Genomic DNA, 13,231 nt, shown 5'->3' on the forward strand with positions numbered 1-13,231 from the left:
GCGAGGCGCGCTTCGAGCGCGCTTTCTTTATGTGGCACCGTATGTGAATTAGGGAGGGAGAAACATGGACACGATTATTAATGCATTTCCGTATTTAATGGATGGTTTGCAAACCACTTTATATATCTTTGTTGTTGCTATCATATTAGGATTTATCATCGGTTTAATTGTGGCATTATTCCGTCTGTCACCTTTTAAAATCTTAAATTTCATCGCACTCGTCTTTGTCAATGCCATTCGAGGCACACCATTTATCGTACAGCTATTCTTCATTTACTTTGGTTTGAATACACTTGAATTCATATCGCTTGATCGAGTACCGGCAGGGATTATTACAGTAGCGATTAATGCAGGGGCTTATTTCTCAGAAATTATTCGTGCAGGGATTCAGTCCATTGATAAAGGACAAACAGAAGTTGCACGTTCCTTAGGCTTTACAGGGGGACAAAACATGCGCTTTATCGTCCTTCCGCAGGCATTCCGCCGCATGCTTCCAGCGATTACAAACCAAGCCATCATCAGCTTGAAGGACACGTCTCTCTTATCGATTATCGGAATCGCCGATATTATGCAGCGAGGACAAGTACAAGCATCGGCAACATTTGATCCTTTGAATGTCTGGCTCATTGTCGGTATCATTTATTTCGTGATCATTTATTTACTTTCTCTACTGGCTAGCTACGCAGAAAGGAGATTTGATATCAAATGAGTATGATTACGGTGAAAAATTTAAAGAAATCCTTTGGCGATCACGAAGTGTTAAAGGACATTAATGCAGTCATCGAAGAAAAGGAAGTAGTGTGTGTGATTGGTCCTTCTGGATCAGGCAAAAGCACGTTTCTAAGATGTCTCAATAAATTAGAAGATATTACGGCTGGCGAAGTCGTTGTCCACGGACATACGATTACAGATCCAAAGGTGAATATCAATAAAGTACGACAAGAAGTGGGGATGGTGTTTCAGCACTTTAATTTATTTCCTCATAAAACCGTTTTAGAAAACATCACGATCGCACCGATGAAGGTAAAAGGGGCCGACAAGAAGGCGGCAGTCGATAAAGCAATAGACCTGCTTGAAAAGGTCGGCTTAAAAGACAAAGCCAAAAGCTACCCTAACCAATTATCTGGTGGACAAAAACAGCGTGTCGCCATTGCAAGAGCCTTGGCAATGGACCCGAAAGTGTTATTATTCGATGAACCGACATCTGCTCTTGACCCTGAAGTCGTCGGGGATGTATTAGCAGTTATGAAACAATTAGCCGTCGAAGGCATGACAATGATTGTGGTCACACATGAAATGGGCTTTGCGAGAGAGGTAGGAGACCGCGTGATCTTTATGGATGGCGGATATATTGTCGAAGAAGACAAACCGGAAGCTCTCTTTAGAAACCCGCAGCATGAGCGTACAAAATCATTTCTTAGTAAGGTGTTATAAAAAAAGAGTAAGGGCATATGGATGCTCTTACTCTTTTTCCTTTATGGAGCCTAAGAAATATCGCAGTTTATATGATGATAAAGGTAACTGGCCCCATTTCCTAGGAAATATTAGCGCTGGAAGAATTCGATCCATTCTTGGTCTGGCCCTCTGAAAAAGAAGTAGCAGTATCCATTTGGTAACGTCGTAATTTCTTCATCAATTAATTCAATTTGCAACTTTTGAATACGATTGAATTCAGCATGAATATTGTCTGTTGTAAAGGCAAGATGGTGAACCTTTCCTTCAGATGGCAGGTCGCTGCTGTACCCTTGGATGAGCTCAATTTCCGTTTCTGTCTCATCTTTAAAACCGAGAAATGCAAGCTCAATGATTCCGTTTGTATGAGTGATGCGATCCTTTAATTTCATGCCCACGACCTTTTCATAAAAATCAATGGACTGATCAATATTTGTGACCATAATACCTGTATGATCTAACCGTAATGTCGTCAAAAAAAGAGCCTCCTCTATGGTGTGTTGATATTTTTCTCCTCATCTTATCATAATAGAAGTAACGTATACATTCATATGATAGGATAGAGAGAGTCAATTTAGGATAAGGATGACACAAATGAAAAAAATCTCATTAAAACAAACATTTGCAGAACAAGTGAAAAAGGGATATCCGCTCATTTCCAAAGATGCAGTATCGCGTGTAAGCGGTGTGAAAGAAGGCGAGCTCATTGAATGGGTGGATGAGCGAGGCGCTTTTTTAGGAAAAGGGTATTATGGTGTACAAAATAAAGGAATCGGCTGGGTACTGACCTTTGATGCCAACGAAACAATAGACCAAGCCTTTTTTGTCTCTAAGCTTGAGCAGGCAGCGAAAAGCAGAACGCATTTATTTCGTGATGCACAGACAACCGCTTTTCGTGTGTTCAACGGAGAGGGTGATGGCATCGGCGGCTTCACGATTGATCATTATGACGGTTTCTATCTCATCCAATGGTATAGCGAAGGAGTTTATACATTCAAAGCGGAAGTATTGGCTGCACTTGAGCACGTATATCCAGACTATAAAGGCATCTATGAAAAGAAACGATTTGATACGTCTGGTCAGTATATAGAAGATGATGATTTTGTGAAGGGAGAGAAAGGTGAATTTCCTCTCATCGTGAAAGAAAATGGCATGAATGTAGCGGTTTACTTAAATGATGGTGCGATGACAGGTATTTTTCTTGATCAACGTCATGTGAGAAAAGCAATTCGAGATCGTTACGCAAAAGGAAAGACCGTGCTCAATACATTTTCTTACACAGGCGCTTTCTCAGTGGCAGCAGCGCTTGGTGGAGCGAGCCGGACGACAAGTGTGGATGTCGCAAACCGCAGTTTGAAAAAAACATCCGAACAGTTTGAAGTCAATGATATTGATTTGGACGGGCAGGATATGAAAGTCATGGATGTCTTTAAGTACTTTCCGTTTGCCGCGAAAAAAGGATGGACGTATGATCTTGTCATTTTAGACCCGCCTTCCTTTGCACGAACGAAAAAGCATACATTCAGTGCGGCGAAGGATTATAAGAAGCTATTAAAAGAAGCTATCCAAATCACAGCTGAGAACGGCGTCATTGTGGCATCAACGAATAGCAGTGCATTTGGTATGAAAAAATTTAAAGGATTTATTGCGCAGGCCTTTAAAGAATCAGGACAAACCTATCGTATCCTTGAAGAATATACACTTCCTGAGGATTTCCGTACAACGAAGAATTATCCTGAAGGAAATTACTTAAAGGTTGTCTTCATACAAGCATAAAAAAAAGCCATTTTCCGATAAAGGAAATGGCTTTTTTATAAGGCAAACGACATGAGGAGAGGTGCTGCACATAATGTAATAATGGCTGAAAGAATCATCGACACACTTGAGATCGTCCCTGAGACGGAGCTCATTTCAAATGCCTTCGATGTTCCTGCCCCGTGTGCACCTGTTCCAAGGAGGACGCCCATAGCAATGTCATTATCTATATGGAAATAACGAATGACCATTGGACCGATGATTGACCCAAACAGTGCGGTTAAAATGACGAATACAGCCGTAACGGACGGCATTCCGCCAATCATTTCTGACACACTCATCGCCACTGGTGTTGTGACCGACCTTGGGACAAGACTTTCAATAAGGCCTGTATCCAAATGAAACAACTTGGCGATAAATGCCGTTGATAGGATCGCAATGACAGAACCGCAAGCCACATTCAAAATAATTTCCACTGCATGCTTCTTCAGAATGTGAAAATACTTATATAAAGGAATGGCAAAAGCAACAGTCGCAGGCTGAAGCATATTCGTGAGCCATTTACCGCCTTGATTGTATGCGTCGTAAGGAATATTGACGATTAACAGCAAGACGACAAGAACAAGCGGGGTCACAAGTAATGGCGAGACATAGACCTTTGGATGCCGTTTATACACCGCTTTTGATCCGAGATATAAAAGAACCGTTAAGATCAGAAATAGTGCGCCAACTAACATAGCTTTTTTCGCTCCTTTCTTTTCGCAATCATTTGCGTCATGATACCAGTCGAGAGCATGACGACAAAGGTACTAAGTAAGACGACAAGGACAATACTTGTGCCAGATTGAGAAAGCAATGTTCCATAATCAATGACTCCAACGGCTGACGGGATAAAGAATAGCAGCAGTTCTCCAAGCAGCCATACGGCACCAAGTTCAATCCATTTTAATTGAATAATTTTAAAATGAAGTAATAAGAAAATGACCAGAATGCCTAAAATCGTGCCCGGAATTCTTAAATGCAAAAAGGCCGCGAGCACATTCATCAATTTCGCAAAAACAAACAAAGCCATAATCTGAAGGACAGCAATCAGCGGCGTTTTGAGCAATTTCACTTTCTGTTCACTCCTTTTTCTATATAAATTGTTCACTGTTTCACAAAAACATGACAACGTTCCAATTGATTAGCTTACTTTAAAGTGTACAGCACGTTCAGTTATAGGTAAAATACATATATCGAATAGTTAGTATTCCTTTTGTCTATAGGGAGGATGAGTCATGTGGACATTAGACATTTAACATATTTCTTAGAAGTGGCGAGGTTAAAAAGCTTCACAAAAGCATCACAATCTCTTTATGTGTCGCAGCCTACCATTTCCAAAATGGTCAAAAATCTCGAGGAAGAGCTGGGGGTGCAGTTGTTTTATCGAAATGGCCGACAGGTTGAAATGACAGATGCTGGACAAACGATGTATACACAGGCGAGTGAAATCACACAATCATTTCAGAATTTAACGAGCGAGCTAAATGATTTAATGAATGTCAAAAAAGGACATATTCGCATCGGATTGCCGCCGATGATTGGATCGAGTTTTTTCCCGAATGTCATGGGAGAATTCCGCCAGCAGTATCCAGATGTCACATTTCAATTGGTGGAGCACGGCTCTATTAAAGTAGAGGAAGGGGTCGAAGATGGTTCGTTAGATATAGGTGTCATTGTTCTGCCTGCAAATGATAAAATTTTTCATACGTACACCATTATTAAAGAGGACATGAAGCTCGTGACGCATCCATCACATCCGATGGCAGGTCGTGATGAGGTCTATTTAGCTGATTTAAAGGAAGAGTCTTTTATTTTCTTTCGAGAAGATTTTGTTCTGCATAGCCGGATATTGAATGAATGTATGAATGCGGGATTCCGGCCCAATGTCATTTATGAAACGTCTCAATGGGATTTCATTAGTGAGATGGTAGCCGAGAACTTGGGAATTGGACTTCTGCCTGAACGCATCTGCCGTGATCTTGATCCTGAAAAGGTGAAAGTCATTTCTTTAAACATGTCGATCCCATGGCATTTAGGAGTCATTTGGCGAAAGGATCGCTATTTGTCGTTTGCGGCAAGAGAATGGTTAAAGCATACTAAATCCTATGTGTGGGGAGCAGAGTAAAAGGGAGGACGATACGGATGAAAACAAGTGACGCGTCTCATTTATTGGAAAAGGTTCGAGCGGAAAATCCACTCGTCCATAATATCACCAATCAAGTCGTGACGAACTTTACAGCGAATGGACTGCTTGCTTTAGGCGCTTCGCCAGTCATGGCAAACGCCAAAGAAGAAGTGGCTGAAATGGCGCAATTAGCGGATGCGCTTGTGCTTAATATTGGCACACTGACCAAGGATACGGTGGAGGCCATGGTTTTGGCTGGACAAGCTGCCAATGAAAAAGGTGTTCCAGTTCTATTAGATCCTGTCGGCGTCGGTGCGACAACGTTTCGAACGAAAGCGGCAAAACAGCTGTTAGAGCAAGTGAACATGACCGTTGTCAGAGGAAATGGTGCAGAAATTGCTCATTTAGTTGAAGTGGATGGCTGGGAGTCAAAAGGCGTTGATGCGAAAGCAGCGAACGGAGATGTATCAGCACTAGCCAAACAAGCGGCGAGGACACTTCAGACCGTTGTGGTAATCACAGGAAAAGTCGATGTGGTGTCAGATGGAGAGGACGTGCTGTCTATTCATAATGGACATGAATGGCTCACCAAGGTGACGGGAACCGGCTGTTTACTGACGTCTGTCATCGGGGCATTTTGTGCAACTGGTGAACGGCCGATTCATGCGTCAACAGCTGCATTACTGTTTTATGGTGTCGCAGCTGAAAGGGCAGCTCAGTACACAAAGGATAAAGGACCAGGAACCTTTCAAATGGAATTGTTAAATGCACTCTCATACACAAATGGCGATGATGTGTTGACTATGGGGAAAATAGGGGGAATTTCACATGACAAAGGCTGATCAACAGCAAATCAAACAGCAATTATCGGTTTATTTTATTATGGGAACAGCGAATACAAGCAGACCGCCGCTTGATGTCGTAAAAGAAGCCATTCAAGGCGGAATCACCATGTTTCAATTTCGAGAAAAGGGCGAGGGAGCCTTGCAAGGAGAAGAGAAGAAACAATTGGCTCGTCAGCTTCAAATGCTTTGCCAAGAGGCAAATGTTCCTTTTATTGTGAATGATGATGTACAGCTGGCGATAGACCTTGATGCAGATGGCGTTCATGTTGGACAGGAGGACACAAATGCAGAAGACGTCAGACAAAAAATCGGGGATAAAATATTAGGTGTGTCTACGCATAACCTAGATGAAGTGAAACAAGCCATGAAGGACGGCGCAGATTATGTCGGCATGGGCCCAGTTTATCCAACAGAAACGAAAAAGGATACACGCAGTGTCCAAGGAGTATCTTTGATCACTGAAGTACGTCGTCATGGTCTTCATATTCCGATTGTTGGCATCGGGGGTATCACATACGACAATGCTGCACCAGTCATACAAGCAGGGGCAGATGGTATCAGCATCATTAGCGCCATTAGCCAGAGCGCTGATTCAAGAAAAGCAGCAGCAGAATTGACATCACTTGTTGCATCAGAAAAAGCATCTCTTTAACCTGTAGGAGACATGGATTGACTCAATTCATGTCTTTTCTTATTGCCGGGGAAATAGACAGGAGAGAAACAATTGTGTACAATCAAATTGTTCGATTGTTTTCGAAATGACAGGTAAATAAAGGAGAATGAATAATGGAAGTGCTCGATACGTATTTTCGCCGATACGATGAAGCGGGAAAAGGGCAGGAGCAAATGAATGAATTGCTAGCATTGTTTTCTGACGATGTCATGATTGTCTTAAATGGTGCCGAGAAGCCTGGTATTCAAGCGTTTACACAGTTTTTAAACACATTTTTCCACGTGCATGAAGACATCAAGCATATGTGGGATGGATGGAAAAAAAGAGAAGACGGAAAGTATGAAACGAACTGGGCTGTTTGCGGGAAACTTTCGGATGGCCGTGTCTATACAGCAGAAGGAATTGACATTGCAGAACTGGACGACAAAGGAAAGATCGTTTATTTAGAAAACGTTCCGAAAAACCCAGAGTTATTTCAGCGCTATTAAAAAGCCGGCTCACTGCCGGCTTTTCCTTATGAGTCAGTATCCATATGCATGCCTGTATGTGCCTTTACTTGAATTTCCGTAAAGGTGTCTTCATCTGCTTTTTCAGAGGAGAATATCGTGCCTAAGTAAGCCGCAAGGAATCCGAGTGGGATCGAGATAATTCCAGGGTTCGACAGCGGGATGAGCGGGTCTCCTGTAAAGATGGCTGCTCCCGATGGGTCCCAGACGCTTGGACTGAGCGAGACGATGATCAGTGCGCTCAGCAGTCCTGTTAAGCTCCCTGCAATGGCACCCGTAGAATTAAATCGTTTCCAAAAGACAGTGAAGATAATCAATGGTAAATTTGCACTTGCTGCCACTGCGAAGGCAAGTGACACAAGAAAAGCGACGTTTAAGGATTGGGCAAATAATGCAAGAATGATGGAAAGAATGGCCACGCCGATGGAAGCAAAGCGTGCCGCTTTCACCTGTTCTCGTTCACTCGCTGTCCCTTTGCGGATGATCTGACTATAAAAGTCATGCGCAAAGGCAGACGCGGCGGATAAGACGAGACCAGTTACCACTGCCAAAATGGTCGCAAAGGCAATAGCGGAAACAAAGGCAAATAACAAATCTCCTCCAAGGGCTTGGGCGAGCAGTGGAGCGGCCATATTTCCTGCTGCATCTGCTGCTGTGATCGCTTCTGTTCCAACAAAGGCAGCAGCACCGAAGCCAAGGAAAACCGTCATTAAATAAAAAATACCGATGATCCATGTAGCGGATAGAACAGATTTACGCGCAGAAATGGCATCCTTTACCGTATAAAACCGGATCAAAATATGCGGCAAACCTGCTGTCCCAAGCACTAAAGCAAGGTTCAAAGACAGGGTCTCTAAAGGCACATCATATTTATTTCCCGGGTGAAGAAATGCCCCACCAAGAGGGGTCGCTGTTTTCATCTCCTCAAACATCTTCAGCAGGCTAAAATCAAACTTTGCAAATACAAGCAGTGAAATAATCAGTGTCCCAAGCATGAGAAGCACAGCCTTTGTGATCTGTACCCAGCTAGTTGCGATCATGCCGCCAAACACTACATAAATGGTCATCAAGACACCGACGATCAGCACCGCAATCCAGTAATCAATGCCAAGAAGCAGTTTGATTAATGCACCTGCCCCAACAAGCTGTGCAATCATATAAAAAGTAGAGACTGTGATTGTGTTAAACGCGGCAACCCCTCGAATGGCAGGACGCTTAAATCGTGCAGCAATCATATCGGCCATCGTATATTTCCCTAGATTTCGAAGCGGTTCGGCCACAACGTAAAGAACGACAAGATACGCCACTAGAAAGCCAATGCTATAGAAAAAGCCGTCAAATCCATTTAACGCGATCATTCCAGCGATCCCTAAAAATGATGCGGCAGACATATAGTCCCCGGCGATGGCAAGTCCGTTCTGAAATCCAGTCAGACCTCCACCTGCTGTGTAAAAATCGCTCGCATTGCTCGTTTTCTTCGCAGCAAAATATGTGATGACCAATGTGAGCCCTACGATCGCTATGAATAAAATAAAAGCGGTCATGCTCATTCGTCATCACCTCTTGATTCAGTTTTTAAAGCGCTTACATATTTGTCGAACTGAGCTGCTTTTCTCGCATAAAGTCCACATAATACCCAAGTCATGACAAATTGTGTGAGGGCGAATAACCAAGCCCATGAGATCGCGCCAATTGCCGGCATGTTCAAAAAGGTGAAGTAGGATGTAGCAACCGGAAGTGAAAAGTAAAAGAGAAAAAAGAAAATCGTCATCGGTACGATAAATCTGCGTTTTTCCTCGAGAAGTTTTCGAAAATCCTCTGAAGCGGCAACCTTCTTATAATGAACTTTTTTGTCTGCCATTGTTTCCTCCTTTGTACGAATTAGGGACAAGGTACTCCAATGCATATGAGACGATCTGGTTGTTTATGACAGTATAACATAAAAAAGGCACCCGAAAAGGGTGCTTTCTACCGATAATTTGCAAGAAATGTTTGTCTCGTTTTTTCATATGTTTCTGCATCAAAATGATCACCGCATTTGTGGATGCACCAAGGCTCTTCTTGCCTCGCAATTCCAACCTCATAGCCCTGCTGGACGAATTCAAAGGACTGCGAAACATCATAAAAATGAAAGCCATCAAAGAGATCCTCACGCCACTTTACATCATACTGCGTCGCCATGAAAAGACCATCAATCGCCGCAGCATTAATATAATCTTGTGTTTCCACCTGTTGACGACCTCTTTCAAACGAAAGCAGCTGATAGGTGTCGTGACGATATTCAATGACTTTCCCCCTGCAATCAGAACTCTCCCACCATATCCCATTGTCAGGCACGCTTTCTGCTCCTATGACCCCAACCATCCCAAGTGATGGATGCTGTAAAAAAAGCGGGATCAGCTCAAGCAGCATATGCTGGTTGACAATCAAGGTATCTTGATGAAGATAAATTTTAAACTGAGCTTGATGGGTGATCGCTTCATTATAAGCAGAGGTCATACTGGATGCATGTCTAATCGGCAACACCTCCACTTGATATCCATGGGGAGCAGGAAGTGAGGCGAGCTGCCGAAAGCAAGCATGAAACATTGACTCATCATTTACACATAAAACAAATAGGATGGTGGGGTTACTCATGAAACTGAACCGCCTCAATCACATACTGATAGGCGGTAGCAGCCTCGTGAAAATCTGAACGAATGCCATGCTTCATGAGTAATTCATGTAAATCACTTATCACGCTTGCATAGGAAGGATGCTGTACGCGAATGGCTTCGAGTTCGCGAATACGAAAGCCTGCTGAATGAACGAGTGCATGAATTTCATGGAGGGTGAAGAAACGTAAATGTGTTTGATCCATTAATCCTGCATCTGTATAAGTGAATCTGCCAGCTAGTAATTCTAAAACTGTTGATATGTGACCGATATTCGGAATGGATGACAGGATGACTCCTTCTTTTTTAAGGAAGGGTTTAACCTTCTTTAAAACGGCCCACGGGTCCAATAAATGTTCGAGGACATCACCGAAAATGATGCAGTCAAATTGTTCCTGTTCGTAAGGGAGCGTCATCTGTTCAATATTTCCGCATAGCACATGATCTAGCTCCTGCTCAGCCTCTTTTGCTGCATCCTCAAACGATTCAATTCCATAAATGGTCCGGCCCTTTTGTTTCAGGACTTTTCCAAGCTTGCCTGTGCCGCATCCGATATCCAATAAAGACGTCCATTCCTCACGAATACGGCTGACAATGACCGGGTTCACGCCATGATAATACTGATCCTTTTTTTGGTGATAATAGGAAAGGGAATCTGAACTCACGCTCTACCCACCTTTCTGCTTTCTCATTGTTTTCATGCTTATTATATGGGTGGGGAGCTTGGTTTTATAACGTGAGAAGGACAATTTTCATGAATAGCGGCTATAAAGGAATCATATAAAGAACGGGAAACGGACTGTCCTCCTAATATAGAAAGACAGAACCCCATGAGTGGAAGGGATTGGTATGAAGGGGTGTTCAATTACTGTAGCGTATCGTCATGAAAGGATTTTCAAAAGGTCAATTGACAAGTCAGAACTTTTAGCCAAAGCAGCCTGAAAGACAAAGGATAACGGCGTTGATTTACGGTTTGTTTATCATCTTCTGATCACCGTTGGATGTTAAAAAAGCTTGTATTTCTTCGATGCCTAGTCCAATTTTTTTCGCTTCCTGAATCAAATAAACCCACTCTTCGTCAACTCTTCTTTTCACTTGCGTATCCATAATATCCTCCAGTTCAATAAGACATATTCATCTGCAACCAATGACTTGAACAAACCGTCTAGTAACTGTACGTGTGGATGAAAACAGCGCAAAATAGATTTTGTCGAAAAATGATGACATTTAACCTATTTTGTAAAATCTATCACCTACCACGTTCCTAAAAAAATGACTAAAAAACCCATAAATATTGATTTCTTACTTCTAATAATAAACAATTGTAAAGTCAGTTAAAAGATTATAAATTAAAATAATGAAAAAGACCTAAAACATTTGGCTTATATAAACCAATTAGGTTGACATTTGCCATCGAGTAGAACAAATTTCATCTGTGCAGGACGTACATATTGTTCGTTTGGGAAGTTCTTCTCAAGATGGTATTCTAAAAGAAACAGAAACCACCAAGAAGGAATGAAGAAAGACATGTATAGCCTTTTTCAAAAGTATCAAGAAGTTGTCATGTATCTTGTGATGGGTGTGTGTACAACCATTGTCAACATAGTCAGCTTCTACTTATTCGTTGAGATGTTTTCCATGGATTATAAAACAGCTACAGTTGTTTCATGGGTATTTGCTGTTCTCTTTGCTTATATCACCAATAAGAAGTATGTCTTCAAGCAAAAGGCTCGTGATACGAAAAGCCTTATGCGTGAGCTTTCTTCATTTTTTAGTGTTCGTCTCATGTCTCTAGGTGTAGATCTGGGGCTGATGATTTTATTTGTGAGCCAAATGGCGCTCAATGAAACTGTCGCAAAAATTCTTGTCAACTTTGTGATTGTGGTCGTGAATTATGTCGCCAGTAAATGGTTCGTCTTCAAGAAAACAAAAGAAGATGCGATTTAACACATGAAAAAAGATAGGTGATGTGAAATGAGCAGCAGGCCAGACGAATTATATGATGTCATATATCAGCAAACAGAAAAGCAGCATGAACAAGTGCTGAGGCTAGTCAAAGAAATGACCGCACATCCAGAAGCGTTTTCGGAACAAGAAAAGGAAAAGATCAACCGAATGGACATTGCGCTTCAAACGGCAACGGACATTTTAGAAAACTTAATGACACCTGACACGCAAATGACCATTGTTTTAAGACAAGGGAGAATTCATGTTGACCTGACGAAAGCGTAAAAGAAGCAGCCAATTGTGAAAGCGGCTGCTTTTTATTATGCATCGCTTGTTTCCCGCATTTGCTTTGGAGACATGCCGATTTTCTTTCGAAAGACTTTATTCAAGTAATTCGCATTTCTGTAGCCGCACTGTATGGCGATTTCTTCAATCGAGTATTTTGTTGTTTTCAGTAACGTTTCCGCCTTTTCTAACCGGATATTGGTTAGATAGTGAATAGGTGTGAAGCCAGTGGCCTTTTTGAATTCCCTCGTAAAATGACTTTTGGACAAACGTGCCGCAGCTGCCATATCGTCCGGACCAATTTCCTCGTGAAAATGATGGCTGGCAAACAAGGCCGCTTGAACGATGGGCTCGGGCCATTTCTCCATTTGTCCCTCAAGCTTTGGCAAATATGAATACAGTTCCATGACAAATTGATAAGCAAGGCTAGACCCCTCAAATGGATTGGTAATCCGTCTTTCACTGGCTTCATCATAAATGTTCTTGAGCAGGCGGATCGGTCTGGAATTTGGATGAAAACGCATGACCTGCTTTCCTTGGTCAATAAATTGGTCAAAGCAAAGATCGCAGGCTTCCCCGTAAAGCGTTAAATAGAGAAATTCCCAATGCTCACTGTCCTCTGGAAAATAATATTGATAGGCACTTGGGCTTTTCACGAGAAAGGCCTGACCCGGCAACACTTTGAAACGTTTCTCTCCGATTTCAATCATGCCATGTCCAGACAGTGTGAGCTGAAAGATGCACTTGCCCTGATCCTTCCGCTCCACGCCATTCCAGCTATATAACGAAGATGATTGAACTTCCCAGCCAACAGACCAGATTTGCGCCGGCAATGTCACATCAGAATGGTGAAAACGAAATGCAAATGCTTCCTTCTTCAAATTGGAAATCCTCCTTCACAGCAAAAAACAACCTTTTTCTATTTAGAATCATGCTACACCTCATAT

Annotated in this window: 18 protein-coding genes; 9 read left to right on the top strand and 9 right to left on the bottom strand. The window is 42.3% G+C overall.

Going from position 1 to position 13,231, the window contains the following annotated elements; all coding sequences use genetic code 11:
- Positions 1 to 64 precede the first annotated feature (64 nt).
- The gene (locus C6W21_RS11130; RefSeq protein WP_106056279.1) at positions 65 to 709 is read left to right on the top strand and encodes an amino acid ABC transporter permease; all 645 of its coding nucleotides are present in this window, start codon (positions 65 to 67) and stop codon (positions 707 to 709) included.
- Positions 706 to 1,434, top strand: coding sequence for an amino acid ABC transporter ATP-binding protein (locus C6W21_RS11135; RefSeq protein ID WP_106050428.1), 729 nt, complete (start codon positions 706 to 708; stop codon positions 1,432 to 1,434). The genes C6W21_RS11130 and C6W21_RS11135 overlap by 4 nt, the downstream gene beginning before the upstream one ends.
- Positions 1,435 to 1,544: 110 nt before the next feature.
- Here C6W21_RS11135 and glxA read toward each other — a convergent pair whose 3' ends face one another.
- Positions 1,545 to 1,928, bottom strand: a complete 384-nt coding sequence (gene glxA, locus C6W21_RS11140; protein WP_106056281.1) for a glyoxalase GlxA — start codon at positions 1,926 to 1,928, stop codon at positions 1,545 to 1,547.
- 118 nt (positions 1,929 to 2,046) lie between these two features.
- Between glxA and C6W21_RS11145 the strand changes: the two genes are divergently transcribed.
- A complete protein-coding gene (locus C6W21_RS11145) occupies positions 2,047 to 3,228 on the top strand; it encodes a class I SAM-dependent rRNA methyltransferase (RefSeq protein ID WP_106056283.1) in 1,182 nt (393 codons plus the stop codon).
- 35 nt (positions 3,229 to 3,263) lie between these two features.
- Here the strand turns inward: C6W21_RS11145 and C6W21_RS11150 are convergent, their stop codons facing one another.
- Together C6W21_RS11150 and C6W21_RS11155 are read right to left on the bottom strand one after the other, a co-directional pair.
- Positions 3,264 to 3,944, bottom strand: coding sequence for a CidB/LrgB family autolysis modulator (locus C6W21_RS11150; protein ID WP_106050431.1), 681 nt, complete (start codon positions 3,942 to 3,944; stop codon positions 3,264 to 3,266).
- Positions 3,938 to 4,321: a CidA/LrgA family holin-like protein gene (locus tag C6W21_RS11155; protein WP_012011691.1), complete on the bottom strand. Its 384-nt coding sequence runs from the start codon at positions 4,319 to 4,321 to the stop codon at positions 3,938 to 3,940. Before C6W21_RS11155 ends, C6W21_RS11150 begins: the two co-directional genes overlap by 7 nt.
- Positions 4,322 to 4,486: 165 nt before the next feature.
- On the opposite strand from C6W21_RS11155, the gene cidR reads away from it, so the two are divergent.
- The 4 genes from cidR to C6W21_RS11175 all read left to right on the top strand — a co-directional run bounded on the left by cidR (position 4,487) and on the right by C6W21_RS11175 (position 7,380).
- The gene (gene cidR, locus C6W21_RS11160) at positions 4,487 to 5,374 is read left to right on the top strand and encodes a cidABC operon transcriptional activator CidR (protein ID WP_106056285.1); all 888 of its coding nucleotides are present in this window, start codon (positions 4,487 to 4,489) and stop codon (positions 5,372 to 5,374) included.
- 17 nt (positions 5,375 to 5,391) lie between these two features.
- Positions 5,392 to 6,216 carry a hydroxyethylthiazole kinase gene (thiM, locus tag C6W21_RS11165; protein ID WP_106050433.1) on the top strand — a complete coding sequence of 275 codons (825 nt, stop codon included), beginning with the start codon at positions 5,392 to 5,394 and terminating at the stop codon, positions 6,214 to 6,216.
- Complete coding sequence (gene thiE / locus C6W21_RS11170) at positions 6,203 to 6,871, top strand: thiamine phosphate synthase (protein WP_106056287.1); 669 nt, start codon at positions 6,203 to 6,205, stop codon at positions 6,869 to 6,871. Before thiM ends, thiE begins: the two co-directional genes overlap by 14 nt.
- 134 nt (positions 6,872 to 7,005) lie before the next feature.
- Positions 7,006 to 7,380, top strand: a complete 375-nt coding sequence (locus tag C6W21_RS11175; protein ID WP_106056289.1) for a nuclear transport factor 2 family protein — start codon at positions 7,006 to 7,008, stop codon at positions 7,378 to 7,380.
- A gap of 26 nt (positions 7,381 to 7,406) precedes the next feature.
- On the opposite strand, the gene C6W21_RS11180 is transcribed toward C6W21_RS11175, so the two are convergent.
- The 5 genes from C6W21_RS11180 to C6W21_RS11200 all read right to left on the bottom strand — a co-directional run bounded on the left by C6W21_RS11180 (position 7,407) and on the right by C6W21_RS11200 (position 11,159).
- Positions 7,407 to 8,948, bottom strand: a complete 1,542-nt coding sequence (locus tag C6W21_RS11180) for a solute symporter family protein (RefSeq protein WP_106050436.1) — start codon at positions 8,946 to 8,948, stop codon at positions 7,407 to 7,409.
- Positions 8,945 to 9,259 carry a DUF485 domain-containing protein gene (locus C6W21_RS11185; RefSeq protein ID WP_106056291.1) on the bottom strand — a complete coding sequence of 105 codons (315 nt, stop codon included), beginning with the start codon at positions 9,257 to 9,259 and terminating at the stop codon, positions 8,945 to 8,947. Before C6W21_RS11185 ends, C6W21_RS11180 begins: the two co-directional genes overlap by 4 nt.
- Positions 9,260 to 9,366: 107 nt before the next feature.
- Positions 9,367 to 10,035: a glycosyltransferase family protein gene (locus tag C6W21_RS11190; RefSeq protein ID WP_106056293.1), complete on the bottom strand. Its 669-nt coding sequence runs from the start codon at positions 10,033 to 10,035 to the stop codon at positions 9,367 to 9,369.
- Complete coding sequence (locus tag C6W21_RS11195; RefSeq protein WP_106056295.1) at positions 10,028 to 10,717, bottom strand: class I SAM-dependent methyltransferase; 690 nt, start codon at positions 10,715 to 10,717, stop codon at positions 10,028 to 10,030. The genes C6W21_RS11190 and C6W21_RS11195 overlap by 8 nt, the downstream gene beginning before the upstream one ends.
- Before the next feature lie 301 nt (positions 10,718 to 11,018).
- Entirely contained in the window at positions 11,019 to 11,159 is a 141-nt protein-coding gene (locus C6W21_RS11200) for an anti-repressor SinI family protein (RefSeq protein WP_008345506.1), read from the bottom strand.
- Positions 11,160 to 11,615: 456 nt separating this feature from the next.
- Here C6W21_RS11200 and C6W21_RS11205 point away from each other — a divergent pair, with 456 nt between their 5' ends.
- Positions 11,616 to 11,999: a GtrA family protein gene (locus tag C6W21_RS11205; protein WP_012011676.1), complete on the top strand. Its 384-nt coding sequence runs from the start codon at positions 11,616 to 11,618 to the stop codon at positions 11,997 to 11,999.
- Between the two features lie 27 nt (positions 12,000 to 12,026).
- A complete protein-coding gene (locus C6W21_RS11210; RefSeq protein ID WP_003215318.1) occupies positions 12,027 to 12,284 on the top strand; it encodes a hypothetical protein in 258 nt (85 codons plus the stop codon).
- 35 nt (positions 12,285 to 12,319) lie between these two features.
- On the opposite strand, the gene C6W21_RS11215 is transcribed toward C6W21_RS11210, so the two are convergent.
- Positions 12,320 to 13,165, bottom strand: a complete 846-nt coding sequence (locus C6W21_RS11215; protein ID WP_106056297.1) for an AraC family transcriptional regulator — start codon at positions 13,163 to 13,165, stop codon at positions 12,320 to 12,322.
- Positions 13,166 to 13,231: the final 66 nt, after the last annotated feature.

Origin of the sequence: Bacillus sp. NMCN1, from assembly GCF_002998085.1 — a bacterium.
GTDB lineage: Bacteria > Bacillota > Bacilli > Bacillales > Bacillaceae > Bacillus.

Excerpts from the sequence above, each read along its gene's own strand:
- C6W21_RS11135 (WP_106050428.1), top strand. The coding sequence starts at position 706 with ATGAGTATGATTACGGTGAAAAATTTAAAGAAATCCTTTGGCGATCAC.
- C6W21_RS11190 (WP_106056293.1), bottom strand. The coding sequence starts at position 10,035 with ATGAGTAACCCCACCATCCTATTTGTTTTATGTGTAAATGATGAGTCA.
- C6W21_RS11205 (WP_012011676.1), top strand. The coding sequence starts at position 11,616 with ATGTATCTTGTGATGGGTGTGTGTACAACCATTGTCAACATAGTCAGC.
- C6W21_RS11150 (WP_106050431.1), bottom strand. The coding sequence starts at position 3,944 with ATGTTAGTTGGCGCACTATTTCTGATCTTAACGGTTCTTTTATATCTC.
- C6W21_RS11145 (WP_106056283.1), top strand. The coding sequence starts at position 2,047 with ATGAAAAAAATCTCATTAAAACAAACATTTGCAGAACAAGTGAAAAAG.
- C6W21_RS11130 (WP_106056279.1), top strand. The coding sequence starts at position 65 with ATGGACACGATTATTAATGCATTTCCGTATTTAATGGATGGTTTGCAA.
- C6W21_RS11200 (WP_008345506.1), bottom strand. The coding sequence starts at position 11,159 with ATGGATACGCAAGTGAAAAGAAGAGTTGACGAAGAGTGGGTTTATTTG.
- C6W21_RS11185 (WP_106056291.1), bottom strand. The coding sequence starts at position 9,259 with ATGGCAGACAAAAAAGTTCATTATAAGAAGGTTGCCGCTTCAGAGGAT.
- C6W21_RS11180 (WP_106050436.1), bottom strand. The coding sequence starts at position 8,948 with ATGAGCATGACCGCTTTTATTTTATTCATAGCGATCGTAGGGCTCACA.
- C6W21_RS11175 (WP_106056289.1), top strand. The coding sequence starts at position 7,006 with ATGGAAGTGCTCGATACGTATTTTCGCCGATACGATGAAGCGGGAAAA.
- thiE (WP_106056287.1), top strand. The coding sequence starts at position 6,203 with ATGACAAAGGCTGATCAACAGCAAATCAAACAGCAATTATCGGTTTAT.
- C6W21_RS11210 (WP_003215318.1), top strand. The coding sequence starts at position 12,027 with ATGAGCAGCAGGCCAGACGAATTATATGATGTCATATATCAGCAAACA.
- thiM (WP_106050433.1), top strand. The coding sequence starts at position 5,392 with ATGAAAACAAGTGACGCGTCTCATTTATTGGAAAAGGTTCGAGCGGAA.